Source organism: Paenibacillus sp. FSL L8-0158, assembly GCF_038592965.1.
Lineage (GTDB): Bacteria > Bacillota > Bacilli > Paenibacillales > Paenibacillaceae > Paenibacillus > Paenibacillus polymyxa_D.
The window spans coordinates 1,484,804-1,501,145 of record NZ_CP151949.1 but is presented as its reverse complement, the minus strand read 5'-3'; the positions used below and the strand labels follow the sequence as shown (position 1 = coordinate 1,501,145).

Genomic DNA, 16,342 nt, shown 5'->3' with positions numbered 1-16,342 from the left:
CTGTGGTCACAACCCGTACAAAATGACAATAAACAACAATAAAACAGTCTCCAGCAATTCGTTTAAAGTTCCGTATATATCTCCGGTAAGTCCACCCAAGCGGCGGTTAATACGGTTTGCCGTGAAAGTGCCAACACCGTAAGCCAAGACCGGAATCAACACAAAACCTAGCGAGATTGGAAGGCTCTCAGAATATGAAAAGAAGGTCTGTAAGCATGATCCTGCCAACGACAGATTCCCAGTATCCCTTGTTGCTGTAGCCAAACCTGCCAGAAGATATTGTCCTACGGCAGCACTCAGGGTCACTAATACAGCCCAGAATACAGCCAACCCTACGCGGCCACCACTCATATCAGCAAAACGCGCAGCCAGTCCATCATCATTACGGGCTTTAGGCCAGCGCTTCATTGCATGTACCATAAACCAGCGGCTCCAAACCATCGGAAGCAGCAGCAAGCCAGACACATTCCGTTCAACCAGCACCGTATACAGCAAAGAAGCCTTGAGCATGAGCAGCAACACACAAGCAATAACGCCCATTGCCCCTACACGGCTATCCTTCATAATCTCCAGCATCCGTTCACGGGATCGGTAGCTGAACAAGGCATCAGCCGCATCCATCCACCCGTCCAAATGTAATCCGCCCGTCAACCAAACCCAGACAACCAGAGTAAGAATCGCACACGGCAACGGCGGCAGCACCATAGAAGCAAGCGCCGCAAAGCCCCAGACGATGATGCCAATGACCACTCCCACCAGCGGATAATAACTTGCACTGCGTTTAAGCAAATCCGGGGAAAAGTCTAGTTCGGCCTTCACCGGAAGACGCGTTAAAAATTGAAAAGCAGCAGCAACAGCCTGACGTTCGCGGCTCATAGCTTATATTCCAACCGTTTGAGTTCTACGGGAATGCCCGCCGTCACCAAAAATACTTCATCACAAAGACGGGCAATCCGCTGATTCATAACCCCACTCAAATCCCGATACAGCCGACCAAGCGGATATTCGGGCACAATACCGTCACCAACCTCGTTGGTTACGATGACAAGCTGCCCCGGATACTGCTCCACAGCTGCCGCCAGTTCGTCCATGGCGGCTCTGGACGCAGCTTCGCCGTCCTCGCCTGCGGCCAGCAGCACGTTCGACAGCCACAGGGTCAGGCAGTCGACCAGCACCATAGGCGCGAGTGATGGCTGCGACGCTTGATCGCCGCCAAGCCGATGCAGCAGCTCCGGCAGCGCCTGCGCTTCCTCCAGCGTCTGCCAGTCGTACCCGGCAGACTCGCGCTCGACCCGATGAAGGGCGATGCGCTCCTTCATCTCCATGTCGTAGGCTTGCGCCGTTGCAATGTAGCAGGCGCCAGGCGCGCGCGACATGCATAATCGCTCGGCAAAGCCGCTTTTCCCGCTGCGTGCCCCGCCGGTCACGAGCGCTTTCATCGCTGCGCGGCTCCCTGACCGTCCGATACGCCTGCATCGGCAAAGGTCGCCATTTCGCGCATAATGCGGCACGCCGCATCAATCAGGTGCAAGCTAAGCGCACCACCTGTGCCCTCCCCGAGCCGCATGTCCAAATGAAGCATGGGCTCCAGCTTGAGCTCGCGGAGCACCGCCGCGTGCCCGCGCTCGTCCGAGGCGTGCGAAGCGAGCATGTACGCAGCGCTTGCAGGCGCAAGTGCACGTGCTGCGAGAGCGGCTGCGCCGGAAATAAAGCCGTCCAAGACGACTGGACAGCGATGTGCGGCTGCGCCGAGGATGACTCCTGCCAAGGCGGCAATCTCTAGACCGCCGACCTTAGTGAGCACGTCGAGCGCATCATTTGCATCTGGCTGGTTCACGTCCAATGCGCGGCAGACAACCGATATTTTACGGGTAAGCCCAGCCATATCTACACCCGTTCCCCGGCCTACGATAACTTCCGGCTCCAGTCCGGTGAGAGCACATACGACTGCTGCGCTGGCTGTCGTATTCCCGATGCCCAGCTCTCCGGTAACGAATAGCCGTGTGCCACCTTTGACCGCTTCTGCTACGGCCTCAGCTCCGGCCAAAACCGCCTGTTCTGCTTCCATACGCAGCATCGCTGGCCCTTTAGCGATATTCGAAGTACCCATGCGTACCTTACGGTCCACCAGGTTCGCGTGAGCGACATCCGCATTCACGCCAACATCTACCACCTTGACATCTGCGCCCGCATGGCGTGCCAGCACATTAATTGCTGCGCCACCTGATAGCATGTTATACAGCATTTGCTGTGTAACCTCAGCCGGAAAGGCACTGACTCCCTCTTCACACACCCCGTGATCCGCAGCCATGACCATAACCGTTTTACGATCAAATTCAGGCTTGTCCACTCCTGTAATTCCTGCTAGCTGAATGGCCACACTTTCCAACTTTCCAAGACTTCCTGGTGGCTTTGTTAATTGGTCCAAATGGGCTGAAGCTGCCGAGGCCGCCACCCCATCCGGCTGGGCAATGCTATCGATCAGCTGACGCAGCTTGTCGTTCATACCTTCCACTCCCTGCTCTTTTTAAGTGTGTTTCATCGTTTATTTAATCTGCTGTATCCGAAGCGCTCCTGCGCAGCAAGAGCTGCGGCACACCGCTATCAGGATGCGGAAGCATCACAGGCTCAACACCGTATACTCGTCGAATCCGATCCTCGGTTAGTAACTTCGATGAAGCTCCCAATCCTTCAACCATTCCATCCTTGAGTACAAGCAAATCTTCGCAAAATTGGGCTGTCAAGTTAAGATCATGCAAGACCGCAATGATCGTCACACCCGTTTCTTGGCGCCAATCTGCCAGCAGTTCCATAAATTCAAGCTGATAGCGCAAGTCCAGATAGGTCGTAGGCTCGTCCAGCAGCAATATTCGCGGCTCTTGCACCATCACCTTTGCCAAAGCTACACGCTGTCGCTGTCCCCCACTCAAGCGGTCCAATGCTCTGTCCGCCAGCGTGGTAAGACCCAATCGCTCCAGCACGCGATCCGTGATCGCCTCCACATCAACACCCTTTTCCCTGCCTAGCCAGTCCTGATGAGGAAAACGTCCCATTTCTACGACTTCCCTGACGGTGTATCCCACGGGAGGTAGCCCTTCCTGTTGGAGTACGGCTATGAGCCGGGAAAGCTCTTTTCTGCTGTAGCTACCGACCTTTTTGCCATAGATATGAACGTTTCCCGAAGTTGGCTGATCTACACCGGAAAGCAAATGCAGCAAGGTCGATTTTCCACTGCCGTTCGGACCAATAATCCCCCACCAAGTTCCTTCGTCGACGCTCCAGCTTATATTCTTTAACGCATGAAACTCTCCATAGGCACGTGTCAGACCCACTACCTCTAATGCCCGATCACGCACCTTCTGTGCTTCACTTTGTTCTGTCACAGCAGTCCCCCCCTGCGCAGCTTCTTGTTCCGGTACAGGAGATATGCGAAGAACGGTGCCCCAACAAAGGCCGTCATCACGCCCAGAGGAATTTCCGTAGGGGCTAACAACGTGCGAGCCGCCGTATCTGCCCAAGCCATAAAAATAGCTCCACCGAGCGCAGATAATGGAACAATCATCCGGTAATCAGGACCTGTCACCAGACGAATGATATGCGGTACAACGAGTCCCACAAAGCCAATCACTCCACATACCGAGACAGCGGCGGCTGTCAGCAGCGTGGAAATAATCAGAACAGATAGCTTCGTCGCATCTACATGAACTCCCATGTGAGCCGCCTGACGTTCACCCAAAGCTAAAATATTCAGCACACGTGCCCGGTTCCATAGAAATACCAGTCCTATGACCACATAAGGTAAAAGGATTCCTGAATATGACCAACCGCGCAGACTAAGACTTCCCATCGTCCAGTACAATATTTCATTGACCGTCTCCTTCGACATGGCTGTCAGAAAGGAAACAACCGCTCCCAGAAAGGACTGCATCACCACACCCGACAAAATGAGACTTTGTGTCGGAATTTTTCTACCTTCCCGTGCCAACGTCAGCACCATCCACAGCGTAAGCATTCCGGTCGTGAATGCCACTAGCGGCAGCGTCCATACGCCAACAAATGAAAATTGAAGGCCCCAATAAATCAGTACTGCCGCTCCTACCGAAGCCCCCGAGGATACCCCGAGTGTATACGGATCAGCCAAAGGATTACGCAGTACACCCTGAAATCCGGCTCCCGCCAGCGCCAGCGCTGCTCCTACCAACATTCCCAGTAACACTCGTGGCAATCTGACCTTCAAAATAATCTGCTCTGAGGATGTATTCCAATCCGGTGTAAACGTATCGCCTAACCACGGAAGGTGGTTAACCAGAATGCCCGTGATCTGGCTGACCGGAAGCTTGGCCGAGCCGATGCCAAGACAGAGCAGCATCGTCAGCAACAGCAGGACAAGACCTGTCCCTCCAAAGCCGATCAGTTTACGATTCATTTGAAAATTTCAGGATACACGCCCTTGGCCACTTCCTTAAGACCTTCCGTTACGCGTGGACCCGGACGACTGATCAAATTATCATCCACGGCAAACACCCGGTTGTGGCGAACAGCCGATATTTGATCCCATCCACTACGAGCTTTAATGATATCACCGAGCGTCTGGCCCGTTTTGTCGTCCTTGACACTTTTGCTGTACAAAATCACGTCAGGGTTCGCAGCAATAATATTTTCTTCACTAATTTGGTACCACCCCTTCTGCGTGGCACCTACATTTTCACCGCCCGCTAACGTAATCAACTCGTCCATAAACTCGCCTTTACCAACTGTCCAGCCTGGTGAAAACTCGACGTATACCCGCAGTTTCTGCCCTTTACCGATATTTTTAATTCCATCTTTTACTTCTGCTACATCTGCTCTCATCTTGTCAGTCACCGCTCTCGCTTCTTTCTGATGATCGGTGATTTTCCCATACAATTCGATGTTAGCCATGACATCTTCCACTGTCTTCGGTTCCGTTTTAAAAATCATAATTCCCATGTCGCGCAGCTTGGTCGTAGCCTGTTCACTAAGTGATATCCCTGCAAAAACGACTTCCGGATTCGCAGCAATGATCGCCTCTTCGTTTGGTTTCATAATACCGCCCACTTTAGGCTTTTTCGTAGCTGCTTCCGGGTAATCAGAGTAGTCGGAGACGCCGACAATTTCCTTATCCAGCCCGATGGCGAACAACGCCTCGGTTTCTGCCGGGGAGACGGAAACGATTTTATCCGGCGCTTTTTTGAATGTAAATTCCTGTCCTGTTGCATCTTTAACTGTGAGTGGGTAAACCGTTTTGCCCGGAGGCTCTTGTGCGGTTACTGCCTGTCCCGGCTGCTGTGAAGAAGCCTGACCCTCTTTATTTTCAGCATTTTTTCCATTCGCCCCACATGCACTCAGCACAACTGCCAAAATCAGAGCCAATAGACCTGTTGTCCACACCTTTATTTTTTTTCCTGCCATGATTTGCACCCCTTCATAAAAAAATCGTTAAGAGCGTTACTTGAACATCATCCGATATCTTCTAAATCCAGCTTTCCTTTCCTATCAAAAAACCCCGCATCCTCATATCAGGACACAGGGGTCACGTTAGCGCAGATCGTGCGCAGGCGGCAGCTTCTTTCCGCATGGACAGTCACTGCGAACACGTCATCCTTTCCTCGAAGGATTATGGTGACAGGCGGACGGGCAGGTATCCTGACTATGGTAAAATGCATGTCCTGAAATTCTTTCATATGCTTAGTAGCATATAAAGCAGGACTAACGGGCATGTTTCCATTTACAGTGGCGGGACCGCGCCGGATTCACACCGACTTCCCTTTTAACAGCGCAGGGAAGGGAAACCATAGTTTCATCACACTGCGCCGACCTCGTCTGCTGGATATTTGATGTAGTCGTAGTCAAGCCGTTCTTTTACTTGATGATTATAGGTTAAAAAGAGGCGGCTTACAACCCAAACAGCCTCTTTATCCGCTGGTGTCTAACCTAATGAGGAAGCATTTCCGCTATGTAATTGTGCGGTCCTGCCAACCTCAATTGAATCCTAAATGCTTCTCCCGGCCTCGGATTCAGATTCCAAAAATCATGGCCCGGTATCAGCATGCAAGCTAACTGACGAATTACGCCACCATGCGTAACGACCAGAACAGAGGGCGGCGCAGCAGTCAAATCCATAGGGTGAACTTCCATAGCAACACGCCATTCATACAGAGAGTCAAGAAATTTGCGCAGACGATTTACAAAATCTGTCCAAGACTCTCCTCCAGGTGGGGTGATCCGTTGCGGCTCATTAATCCAAGCCCGATACAACGACACATCCTTGAGCATGTCATACGTTTTTCCATCCCACTCGCCAAAATGAAGCTCTCGCAGACATGGTTCCATCATAGGAGGCATAGTAGATAGGGAACGTCCAGGCGTCAATTCTGATTCTGGCACAATGATCTGCAAGGTCTGGCGACATCGCATTAAATCGCTGCAATAGATTCGAGCAAAGGACTGCCCTTGCAATTTTTCTTGCAAAGGCTTTAATTCCTGCTCTGCTCCCGGTAGCAAACCTAAGTCGGAGTGTCCCAGATATCGACGTTCCTTGTTCCATAAGGTTGTGCCGTGACGAACTAACACGAGTTCCATGTCCCAATGCAGATCTTCTTTAGCATCATACGACACCTTATCCTCCTGTGAGTTCGGACTTTGTGCGTATTCTACTGTCCTTTTTGCTGCTATATCTTTTTTCAAGAAATGTCACTTCCTGCTCGATCATTATTCAGCGTGTCACTCCTCACCCTCACCCTCACCGCACCCATCCCAAGGCAAAACAACCTGCGGCTCCTAACAAACACAATCCTACAAACATACTGGACACGGCGAACATCAGCTGGATCGTATGCCGTATATCTTTCGATTCTAGCGGTCGTATCCAATCACCCATGTATGCACGAAAGGAGCGCACGCCATGATACACATTATATCCTCCAAGACGAATCCCCAATGCACCAGCAACAGCTGATTCCGGGAAGCCACTGTTCGGGCTTGGGTGCAGACGAGCATCTCGCTTGACTGTGCGCCAGCTTCTTGCAGCATCTCGTTTGTACATCCACGCCGCTACCACAAGCATTGCCGCTGTCAGGCGTGCTGGAATGTAGTTAGCCACATCATCTAGACGTGCTGAAGCCCAGCCTAAATGTAGATACTTTTCATTTTTGTAGCCAACCATGGAATCGAGCGTATTCACAGCACGATAAGCCAGCGCCAAAGGTGCTCCCCCGATCAAGGCATAAAAAAGCGGGGAAATAATCGCGTCCACGATATTTTCAGCGACCGTTTCAACCGTACCGCGTACAATCTCCGGCTCATCAAGTTGCTGCGTATCCCGCCCGACTATCATGCCCAGCTCCCGCCGTGCCACAGCCAGGTCATCCGCCTGCAACGCTCGGTAGACTGCCATTCCTGCATCCTTTAGTCCTTTGGAAGCAATCGTAGTCGCAATCAGCACCATTTCTGCGCCGACAGATAACCACGGATGAATCCAGGCAAGCAATTGCAACAGCGCCCAGGCGAGCGCAAAGGAGCCTCCCGCCACAATGAGTGGAAGCAGTATACCCGCACGTTTCAGCCCTCGGTCACTTCGGACCTGGCGGCGAATCACTTTTTCCAATGCTGAAATGGCATGTCCCATACCGATGACTGGATGCGGCAACCACCTCGGGTCACCGATCAGCCTGTCCAATAGATAGGCTGCCAGGATAATCAAGCTAACTGTCACGCCGCTGCTCCTCCTCCAGCACTTCACCCAATACAGATAGCAGCCTGTTATTGGCTTCTGCATCCTTGACTGCAATCCGAAAATGGCTCGTCGTCAGCCCCGGATACATAGCACAGCTACGTATAAGAATTCCGCGTTGTCCAAGCGCCTGCTGAATAGCTGATGCGCTCCACGTACCCGGCGCCCTTACCAGCACGTAATTGGCTTCGCCGGGAACGACACCGCAGCCCCATTCCGCCAAGGCGGTCAACAGGCGGTTGCGCTCCGCAGCAATCAGCTCCTGTGTTTGGTGCTCATATGCTTGCCCACTTTTCAGACATGCCTCCCCAGCCAGCAACGCTAATCCATTCACACTCCAGGTCACCTGTTTGGCCGTCATTCGCCGGATATAGTCCGGATGAGCAATCGCATAACCCAATCGCAATCCAGGAATGGCATAAAATTTGGTCATTGACCGGATCAAAATTACATGAGGATAGCGATCCAGCACAGGCAGCAGTGAGATTCGCCGTTCCAGCGGAATAAAATCAATGAAGGCTTCATCCACCACCAGCACGGTCCCCGTTGTGCCAGCTGCCTCTGCCAGCTCGCACAGCTCCTGCTCACCATATTGCACACCGTTTGGATTATTCGGCTGCCCGAGGAACAAAACATCTACCTGCTCCATGAGCTGAAGGATGTCCTCCACGTCCGCCTTCCATTGAAGCGAGGCCTTTCCGTACACCCGGTTGACCTCGGCTCCGAATTTGCCAGCCAGCTCGGCATATTCCGAAAAACACGGCTCTACTGTACCCACACGCTTAGGAGCCAGTCCCAATAGCAAGAGCGCCATGCTCTCAGCCGCTCCGTTTCCGATACTTAACGACTCCGGTGGAACATGCAGTCGCCGTGCGAGCATATTTTTAAAATTCCGATGCCCAGGGTCTGGATAGCGAATCACAGTGTCAAATGAGTGTTGCAGCGCCTCAAGTACCTCCGGCGGTGGACCAAGCGGATTAATATTTGCACTAAAATCTACAAAATCAGCAGCAGTCCCACCAAATGTCGCCGCAGCTGTCTCCCTGTCCCCGCCATGACCGTAAACCTCTATCATTGCCTCTCATCCTTTCCGCCCGTTTCCAATCATTTAGCTCCATTATGAGGCTGCTTTTTGCGTCCCGTCAATGCAAATGAGCTTTTGTACATGGCTCACTTGGGTTACAATAGAAGGAGGCACACATAAAATTACACAGATTGTATATACGGAGGAATGGACATGCTGTTCATCGACAACCAGGGCATACACGATCCAGCCATTAATCTTGCCATTGAGGAGTACGCGCTCAAGCATCTTCCGCTGGATGACAGCTATCTGCTGTTTTACATTAATCAGCCTTCTATTATTATAGGCAAGCATCAAAATACCATTGAAGAAATCAACGCCGAGTTTGTCAGAGATAACAATATTCAGGTCGTTCGTCGCCTGTCCGGCGGCGGTGCTGTATATCATGACCTCGGTAATTTAAATTTCAGCTTTATTACCAAGGATAACGGGGAGTCCTTTCATAATTTCCTCAAATTCACGCAACCTGTTATTGATGCTCTGCGCCAAATGGGAGTAGAAGCTGAAATGACAGGCCGCAACGATCTACAGGTGGGGGAACGTAAAATTTCAGGAAACGCCCAATTTGCCACACGCGGACGTATGTTCAGCCACGGTACATTGATGTTTAACCTGAATCTGGACAATGTGGCTGCATCACTGCATGCCAATCCCGAAAAATTCAAATCCAAAAGCACTAAATCCGTCCGCAGTCGCGTGGCTAACATCAGCGAACTGATGGACCGTGAGATGACCATAGAGCAATTTCGCGAGGAACTGTTGCGTTTCATATTCGGTTCGGAATTGGATCAGGTACCTCAATATAAACTCACTGATACCGATTGGGCCAAAATCCATGAAATTTCCAAAGAACGCTACCAATCGTGGGATTGGAACTACGGTCTATCCCCCGAGAGCAATATCAAGCACACACGTAAATTTCCGGTCGGTATTATTGATATCCGCATGGATCTTAAGGAAGGCTACATCCGTGATATTAAAATTTATGGAGATTTCTTCGGTGTGGGTGACGTTGCTGATATTGAAAATATCCTGCGCGGCAAGCGCTATGATGAAGGCGAGGTACGTCAAGCCTTATCCTCTCTCGATTTGAAACACTATTTTGGTAATATTGAGTTGGACGATTTTGTTGGACTTGTATTTTTGGAAGACTAACCGTTACTTTTTCCCATCGTTTCAAGCCAATACTTCAGTGGTTATAAGGGGACAGGCTCTTATAGGAGCCGTCCCCTTTTCATTGCGATATTGTCATTTTGAATATTATAAGATACAATTTTAGCATTGCCCCATGATAGAGATAAAGGAGAGAATACCGATATGTATAAATTAATTGCCATTGATATTGATGATACACTCATTAACGACCAAAAAGAAGTTACACCAGCGACACAACAGGCATTAGAAGCTGCTGTAGCGAAAGGTGTGGTGGTTACCCTCGCTACTGGACGAGCTTATGCCTCTGCACACAAAATTGCTCGCCAGACTGGTTTGAACGTGCCGATCATTACGTATCAAGGAGCTTTGGTTAAAAACCTGCTGGACGAAAACGTGCTGTATGAGCGTTATGTTCCACTCGTGGCTGCACGTCGCCTGTATGAATTCTGTGTAGAACGCAATCTGCATCTGCAAACGTATATAGATGACAAATTGTACACACGTGAAGATAATCAGAAAATTAAAGATTATACCGAGCTGAACAACACAGAATATTTTGTAGAGCCTGTATTCAGTAAAGTTATCGAGCAACCAGCTCCTAAACTGCTGATTATCGACGAGCCAGAAGTGTTGGATGAATTAATTCCTGAACTTCGCGAACTGCTTGGCAATGAAGTGCACATTACAAAATCCAAGCCTCATTTTCTGGAAATTATGCATCATGAAGGTACCAAGGGCCATGCACTTACCTTCCTTGCAAACCATTTTGGCTGTGAACTGTCAGAAACGATTGCTATCGGCGACTCTTGGAACGACCATGAAATGCTTGAATGTGCTGGTCTCGGCATAGCGATGGAGAATGCCATTCCTGATCTGAAGAAGCTGGCTGATTACATCACTCGCAGCAATAACGAAGACGGTGTCAAACATGCTATCGACAAATTCGTACTCAATGTTGAATAAGCAAAAAGTGACTGTTTTCATAATACTTAAATGAAGTAATACAACAACAAAGCCTCCAAACGTCGCATGTTCAGTAACATACGACAGTTTGGAGGCTTTCCTGTCAGATCATATAATAACCTGATCGCTTAAAAAAATATCAGGCAGTAGAACGTACCTTACGCCTGTTCACCAAACGGATGATTCCGTTGTTCATAAGGATTAATCCGGTCACAATGAGCAGCACCCCAGCCAGCATCCACCAGCTTACATGCTCTCCATACAACAACGCTCCCAAGCCCACCGCAATCGGCGGTGATATATACAGCCACGTCGTCGGAAACAGGGGATTTGTACGCTCCATGAGCCAGTAGAACAATGTATGTGCAATCATCGAACCAAACAGGATCAGATAGAGTAAAGACCCCATGGCAGGAAGGTACTGCCACCCCTCAGAACTCCACGGCTCCGTGAACGCAGACAGTAACAGCAGCATCCATCCCCCATGGATCATTTGCGCCGCATTCAGGGCAATCGGGTTCGTTTCACGAAATACATCCATCACTCGCTTGGAATAAAGAGCTCCCCCTGAATAACACAGCTCCCCCAGCAAAATGACAAGGCATCCCGCCAGCCACAGACCACTGATCTGAACCGCCAATCCGGGCAGCACAACCAGCACCACACCAAGAAAGCTGATCATGCAGCCAACGACCGTAATCCGTGACGTTTTTTGCCGTAGCAGTACAGATTGCAAAATGACGATCATCATCGGCCCGGTAGCTGACAAAATAGCTCCGATCCCCGAGCTGACATATTGCTCTGCCCAATACAAGGCTGAAAATGTACCGAAGGTCGTTCCTGCTCCAATCAGCAACATTTCCTTACGCCATAATAACGACCATCGTACTTTTCCGGTCAGCTTCATAGCAATGAACAATATCGCCCCTGCCGCGAAAAAACGTACACCTGCCGATAGGAATGGCGGAAGTCCGGCTTCCACTCCCACTTTTATGGCCAAAAACGTTGTGCCAAAAATAAGACACATTACTGTAAACGCGATACCTATCATGATACGTCCCTCTCCCTTCAGTTGCTTTTAAGCATACAGGGAGACGAACAGAACAGATATGTAACTACAGAACAGTTGTATACGTTTTTGAAGTGCTATATAGTACAATACACAGAAAGGAGCGTGGATAGCATGGGCAAGAACAACAGCGAACTACTCTTTCCAGCCGATCATGCCTTAAAGCTGTATGAGCAGGTTATCCATTATGTAACTGTGCGGATTGATCGCGGGGACTGGCAAACAGATATGAAGCTGCCGTCCGTACGAAGCTTGGCTCAGGAGCTGGGTGTACATCGGCTAACTGTTTTCCGCGCATATCAGGAGTTGAAGCAACGGGGACTGGTCTATGTAAAGGACAAATCAGGATATTACGTTCATGCTTCCCAAGCGACTGGACATGCAAAATATGCTGGCTACTCGGGACATACGTCCATAGACCTCACGATTCACTCCAAATCTGCCCATGCGGCAGATGATCCGTCAGTTTCAGCCTGGAGAGGAATGGATGGACTTACCCGCGTTCAATCAGTGAATGCGAATTTCCAGTTTTCCAAAGCGCTGATTGACCCCTCTCTCCTGCCCAACCGATTTTGGGGAGAGCTGATGATGCAAGTGTTTGAAAAGCATCCGAAAGTAGCAGCCACCTATTCCGCTGTACAGGGTGATACCGAGCTTCGGGAGGCCATGGCGCAGCATTTTAGCGTGGATAAGCATTTTGCTTTATCACCGGATGAAGTGCTGATTACCTCGGGAGCACAGCAAGCCATTGATTTAATTGCCCGATCTCTGCTCCGTACAGGAGACCGTGTATTGATCGAACGCCCTGCCTATGGCCCTGCCATGGAAATATTCCGTAGACAAGGCGCGCGGCTGACGATGACTGATATTCGACCAGAGGGTTATGATATGGACCAGATTGAGTGGTGCATGAAAACGGAAAAACCTCGCCTCTTTTATATGAATCCAACATTCCACAACCCGACGGGCTTTACGGTCCCCGATGAGCAGCGCAAACGACTTCCTGAACTAGCCGAGCGCTACGGCTGCCTCATTGTTGAGGATGACAGCACCTATGACATCAGCTTTGGGCAAAAGCCCCCTTCTCCGATTTTCGCCTATGATGTTTCGGGAAGCGTCGTCTACATTCGAAGTTACAGTAAATATGTCGCACCCGGTCTACGAATCGCAGCCGTGACCTGCCGACCACAGCTCATGAACAGCCTGCTGAACGTCAAAGCGTTGGTGGACAATGGATCGCCACTGCTGAATCAAAAGCTGTTTTTACAATACTTTCAATCTCCACGTATGCAGCAGCATATTAAAAAGCTATGCATCGCTCTCCAGATTCGTAAGGAAACGATGGAAGACAGTCTCCGCGATTCCGGTTGGACATGGACCAGCCCAGCAGGGGGACTCAACCTATGGCTCCAGTTGCCTTCTACGTTGAAACCTAATGAATTACTTGCCAAAAGTGTACAAGAGTCTGTATCCTTTGTCCCCGGCAATGTATTTGATCCCATCGGCGCAGAGGGTAAAACGCATGTACGACTGTCCTATTCATACGCCAACGAGCTACAAATCAAAGAAGGAATCTCCACACTTCTACGTATCAGTCGAACGATGTAAAGGTAAAATGCACCTTTATTCTAACGGCAAACTCATGCCGGTGTGTGCCAAACTAATCCCTTCCAGAAGCCCATAGTTGCGTGTGACATCCACATCATGGGACATATGTGTAAACACTGTGCTTTGGGGCTTAAGCCTTCCTATAAGCTCCTGTGCCTCCAGCATGTCATATACGGAGCGGGTGGCATACTCGGCCTCCTCATGATAAAAACTCGTTCCCAGGACGAGCAAATTCAGATTGTGCAAAGGCAGAATTTCCGCCTCATTTAATCCAATCGAATCCGAACAGTAGGCCCACGAGAAGCCGTCCTTTTCCAGACGATAAGCGTAGGCATATCCGTTCTTCCCGTGATTCACACGCCATCCCCGGATATTCCACCCGCCAAGTTGGGCTCCCTGATCTACTGGAATAAGATCTAGGTTTCCAGAGAGCCAGGAAAATTGCCGCAAGATCGTGTCGATCACTTCCTGTGGCGCGTACAATCGACCTCTGTTCCCAGTCCAGCGACAGGCATCTGCCCATTCTGGTAATCCTCCAATATGGTCAAAATGTGCATGTGTCACAAGGATCGTAGGGATAAAACGCAGATCGCATAATTCTAGCTGTCTGCGCCAGTCCGGGCCACAATCAATCATAAAGTCCTCCGTCTCGCTTTCGATCAGCACAGACGATCTCAATCTTATGTTCGCCCCTGTCGTGCGAGCTTCTGTGCATACGAGACAATCACAATATACACGCGGAACCCCCATTGCATCCCCCGTGCCAAGAAAAATAAGCCGATTCATGGTTTAACTCCTATCTATTTGGGTCTTTTTACTACTATTATAACGAACAGACCGATTCTACGTAAATCATCTGCGTAAATCCTTCCAGCGTCCAACGCCAAAAGGAGCATGCCCGAAGCCGTGAAATCAGGCTAGACATCCCCCCAAGCGTGATCGTATATATTTGAGAATTTTGCAAAAGCCTGATTTTTAAATGATGATAGGCATGGGATCTTCCTTCAGGCGGTTTTCCACCATCCAACTGGACTGGTCATTATATAGATAGGCTCGATGCACCAACACTCGCACCTGCTGACCAGGTTCCAGCGTAGACTTCTCCAGCGAACGGTACGTCATGAGACGATGGTCCCCAACCTGTACTTCAACCATCCACTCACTTCCACGAAAATGCAAATGCTTCACTACGCCTTCCTCGGTCGCCGACAGAAGCGTAAATTCCTCGCTTGGCCCGACATCAATATACTCCGGACGGATCAACGCACGTGTTCCCACTCCAGCAGCTTCTTCGAAGCCTTTGAGACTGCCTGCCTGTTCAATCACCGTAGATTCCCCAATGAAGGAAGCCACGAACGGGGTACCCGGTTTTTTATAAATATCCCAAGGCGTTCCCTTCTGCTCCAGTCGTCCCTGATTAATCACCATAATTTCATCCGCTACTTCAATCGCCTCATCCTGATCATGGGTGACAAAAATTGAAGTAATGCCTACCCGCTCAATCAACTCTCGCAGCCAGGTGCGCAGCTCCTGACGAATCTTGGCATCAATAGCTGCAAAAGGCTCATCCAACAGCAGCAATTGAGGCTCTGGTGCCAAAGCACGCGCAAAAGCAACCCGCTGTCGCTGTCCACCTGACAACTGATGCGGATAACGATGCTCAAATCCTTTGAGCCCCGTTAGTTCGACCAACTCCGTGACCCGTTCCTTGATGCGGGTTTTGGAGCTTTTTTTCACTTTCAGACCAAAGGCAATATTGTCGTAGACGCTCATGTGCTTGAACAAAGCATAGTTTTGAAATACAAATCCGATTCCACGTTCCTGCGGGGACAGCTCGTTTACCCTTTTTCCATGAAAATGAATTTCTCCCGCATCCGGTTGCTCCAGACCCGCCAAAATGCGAAGAATGGAGGTTTTCCCCCCACCACTTGGACCGAGTAAGCCAATAAGATGGCCCGCCTGAATATCAAAAGATACGTCCTTTACTGCATGAAAATTACCGAAATGCTTGTTTAATCCTCTTACTTCCACATGCATATTCGTACACTTCCTTTCCGCTTCTGGACCTGTTCAGGAACAGCAGCAGCCTTGCTTATCGCAAAGCACGTACCTCATTTGAAATCATTTAATTATTCCAATGCATATACTATGTTTTTTTCTTATGTGATACTTTATCAAAGGAAAGTAATTTTCGTCAACTCTATATATTATCTTAGGAATTAAAAGGGTAAAGTATTAAGAAGAAAGGAGATGGAGTTATTGTTGCATACTTTAGAATTATCCACTACACAGCGAGATGAAATACGCGATATTACACGAGAGGTTGCTTCATTGATCGAAAAAAGCGGGGTGCAACAAGGAACCGCACTTGTTTATTGTCCACACACGACAGCCGGCATCGCCATTAATGAAAATGCAGACCCAGATGTCAAACATGATGTGATGTTAAGATTAGATGAAGTCTATCCGTGGGAGCATCCCCAATATCGCCATATGGAGGGAAATACGGCGTCCCACCTAAAATCCATTACGACAGGCCCCTCACAAACGATCATCATCCATGATGGGAAGCTGTTGCTCGGACGATGGCAGGGACTTTATTTTTGTGAATTCGACGGACCACGCAGACGCCAATACCATGTAAAAATCATGAAGGGCTGACGGAACGGGTAAAAAAAACAGACCATGATGTTTTCCTGCTGGATGCATCATC

16 protein-coding genes and 1 riboswitch are annotated in these 16,342 nt (G+C 49.7%); of the genes, 4 read left to right on the top strand and 12 right to left on the bottom strand.

Going from position 1 to position 16,342, the window contains the following annotated elements:
* Positions 1–6: 6 nt before the first annotated feature.
* The 9 genes from cobS to cobD form a co-directional block, all read right to left on the bottom strand.
* On the bottom strand, positions 7–876 hold the full coding sequence (gene cobS, locus NSQ68_RS06785; protein ID WP_342428371.1) for an adenosylcobinamide-GDP ribazoletransferase: 870 nt from the start codon (positions 874–876) through the stop codon (positions 7–9).
* Entirely contained in the window at positions 873–1,439 is a 567-nt protein-coding gene (gene cobU / locus NSQ68_RS06780; protein WP_342428370.1) for a bifunctional adenosylcobinamide kinase/adenosylcobinamide-phosphate guanylyltransferase, read from the bottom strand. Before cobU ends, cobS begins: the two co-directional genes overlap by 4 nt.
* Positions 1,436–2,506 (bottom strand): nicotinate-nucleotide--dimethylbenzimidazole phosphoribosyltransferase, encoded by a 1,071-nt coding sequence (gene cobT, locus NSQ68_RS06775; protein ID WP_342428369.1) that lies wholly within the window; start codon positions 2,504–2,506, stop codon positions 1,436–1,438. Before cobT ends, cobU begins: the two co-directional genes overlap by 4 nt.
* Positions 2,507–2,549: 43 nt before the next feature.
* The gene (locus NSQ68_RS06770) at positions 2,550–3,383 is read right to left on the bottom strand and encodes an ABC transporter ATP-binding protein (protein ID WP_342428368.1); all 834 of its coding nucleotides are present in this window, start codon (positions 3,381–3,383) and stop codon (positions 2,550–2,552) included.
* Positions 3,380–4,426 carry an iron ABC transporter permease gene (locus NSQ68_RS06765; protein WP_342428367.1) on the bottom strand — a complete coding sequence of 349 codons (1,047 nt, stop codon included), beginning with the start codon at positions 4,424–4,426 and terminating at the stop codon, positions 3,380–3,382. The genes NSQ68_RS06770 and NSQ68_RS06765 overlap by 4 nt, the downstream gene beginning before the upstream one ends.
* On the bottom strand, positions 4,423–5,430 hold the full coding sequence (locus NSQ68_RS06760) for an ABC transporter substrate-binding protein (protein WP_307348708.1): 1,008 nt from the start codon (positions 5,428–5,430) through the stop codon (positions 4,423–4,425). The genes NSQ68_RS06765 and NSQ68_RS06760 overlap by 4 nt, the downstream gene beginning before the upstream one ends.
* 206 nt (positions 5,431–5,636) lie before the next feature.
* Positions 5,637–5,830, bottom strand: a riboswitch (cobalamin riboswitch).
* Positions 5,831–5,952: 122 nt separating this feature from the next.
* On the bottom strand, positions 5,953–6,705 hold the full coding sequence (locus tag NSQ68_RS06755) for a histidine phosphatase family protein (protein WP_342428366.1): 753 nt from the start codon (positions 6,703–6,705) through the stop codon (positions 5,953–5,955).
* A 55-nt stretch (positions 6,706–6,760) separates the two neighbouring features.
* Complete coding sequence (gene cbiB, locus NSQ68_RS06750) at positions 6,761–7,732, bottom strand: adenosylcobinamide-phosphate synthase CbiB (RefSeq protein WP_342428365.1); 972 nt, start codon at positions 7,730–7,732, stop codon at positions 6,761–6,763.
* Entirely contained in the window at positions 7,722–8,825 is a 1,104-nt protein-coding gene (gene cobD, locus NSQ68_RS06745; RefSeq protein ID WP_342428364.1) for a threonine-phosphate decarboxylase CobD, read from the bottom strand. Before cobD ends, cbiB begins: the two co-directional genes overlap by 11 nt.
* A 162-nt stretch (positions 8,826–8,987) precedes the next feature.
* Here cobD and NSQ68_RS06740 point away from each other — a divergent pair, with 162 nt between their 5' ends.
* Both NSQ68_RS06740 and NSQ68_RS06735 read left to right on the top strand, forming a co-directional pair.
* Positions 8,988–9,989: a lipoate--protein ligase gene (locus NSQ68_RS06740; protein ID WP_029516385.1), complete on the top strand. Its 1,002-nt coding sequence runs from the start codon at positions 8,988–8,990 to the stop codon at positions 9,987–9,989.
* A 162-nt stretch (positions 9,990–10,151) separates the two neighbouring features.
* Positions 10,152–10,952, top strand: a complete 801-nt coding sequence (locus NSQ68_RS06735) for a Cof-type HAD-IIB family hydrolase (protein ID WP_023987642.1) — start codon at positions 10,152–10,154, stop codon at positions 10,950–10,952.
* 139 nt (positions 10,953–11,091) lie between these two features.
* Here the strand turns inward: NSQ68_RS06735 and NSQ68_RS06730 are convergent, their stop codons facing one another.
* The gene (locus NSQ68_RS06730) at positions 11,092–12,003 is read right to left on the bottom strand and encodes an EamA family transporter (RefSeq protein WP_342428363.1); all 912 of its coding nucleotides are present in this window, start codon (positions 12,001–12,003) and stop codon (positions 11,092–11,094) included.
* Positions 12,004–12,135: 132 nt separating this feature from the next.
* Between NSQ68_RS06730 and NSQ68_RS06725 the strand changes: the two genes are divergently transcribed.
* Positions 12,136–13,629 (top strand): PLP-dependent aminotransferase family protein, encoded by a 1,494-nt coding sequence (locus NSQ68_RS06725; protein ID WP_342428362.1) that lies wholly within the window; start codon positions 12,136–12,138, stop codon positions 13,627–13,629.
* Between the two features lie 15 nt (positions 13,630–13,644).
* Here the strand turns inward: NSQ68_RS06725 and NSQ68_RS06720 are convergent, their stop codons facing one another.
* Both NSQ68_RS06720 and cysA read right to left on the bottom strand, forming a co-directional pair.
* Positions 13,645–14,415 (bottom strand): MBL fold metallo-hydrolase, encoded by a 771-nt coding sequence (locus NSQ68_RS06720; protein ID WP_342428361.1) that lies wholly within the window; start codon positions 14,413–14,415, stop codon positions 13,645–13,647.
* 189 nt (positions 14,416–14,604) lie between these two features.
* Positions 14,605–15,666, bottom strand: coding sequence for a sulfate ABC transporter ATP-binding protein (gene cysA / locus NSQ68_RS06715; RefSeq protein ID WP_029516380.1), 1,062 nt, complete (start codon positions 15,664–15,666; stop codon positions 14,605–14,607).
* 222 nt (positions 15,667–15,888) lie between these two features.
* Here cysA and NSQ68_RS06710 point away from each other — a divergent pair, with 222 nt between their 5' ends.
* Positions 15,889–16,290 carry a secondary thiamine-phosphate synthase enzyme YjbQ gene (locus NSQ68_RS06710; RefSeq protein ID WP_342428360.1) on the top strand — a complete coding sequence of 134 codons (402 nt, stop codon included), beginning with the start codon at positions 15,889–15,891 and terminating at the stop codon, positions 16,288–16,290.
* The last annotated feature ends 52 nt before the right edge of the window (positions 16,291–16,342 follow it).

Excerpts from the sequence above, each read along its gene's own strand:
- cobT (WP_342428369.1), bottom strand. The coding sequence starts at position 2,506 with ATGAACGACAAGCTGCGTCAGCTGATCGATAGCATTGCCCAGCCGGAT.
- NSQ68_RS06735 (WP_023987642.1), top strand. The coding sequence starts at position 10,152 with ATGTATAAATTAATTGCCATTGATATTGATGATACACTCATTAACGAC.
- NSQ68_RS06765 (WP_342428367.1), bottom strand. The coding sequence starts at position 4,426 with ATGAATCGTAAACTGATCGGCTTTGGAGGGACAGGTCTTGTCCTGCTG.
- cobS (WP_342428371.1), bottom strand. The coding sequence starts at position 876 with ATGAGCCGCGAACGTCAGGCTGTTGCTGCTGCTTTTCAATTTTTAACG.
- cysA (WP_029516380.1), bottom strand. The coding sequence starts at position 15,666 with ATGCATGTGGAAGTAAGAGGATTAAACAAGCATTTCGGTAATTTTCAT.
- NSQ68_RS06760 (WP_307348708.1), bottom strand. The coding sequence starts at position 5,430 with ATGGCAGGAAAAAAAATAAAGGTGTGGACAACAGGTCTATTGGCTCTG.
- cobU (WP_342428370.1), bottom strand. The coding sequence starts at position 1,439 with ATGAAAGCGCTCGTGACCGGCGGGGCACGCAGCGGGAAAAGCGGCTTT.
- NSQ68_RS06730 (WP_342428363.1), bottom strand. The coding sequence starts at position 12,003 with ATGATAGGTATCGCGTTTACAGTAATGTGTCTTATTTTTGGCACAACG.
- NSQ68_RS06740 (WP_029516385.1), top strand. The coding sequence starts at position 8,988 with ATGCTGTTCATCGACAACCAGGGCATACACGATCCAGCCATTAATCTT.
- cobD (WP_342428364.1), bottom strand. The coding sequence starts at position 8,825 with ATGATAGAGGTTTACGGTCATGGCGGGGACAGGGAGACAGCTGCGGCG.
- NSQ68_RS06725 (WP_342428362.1), top strand. The coding sequence starts at position 12,136 with ATGGGCAAGAACAACAGCGAACTACTCTTTCCAGCCGATCATGCCTTA.
- NSQ68_RS06720 (WP_342428361.1), bottom strand. The coding sequence starts at position 14,415 with ATGAATCGGCTTATTTTTCTTGGCACGGGGGATGCAATGGGGGTTCCG.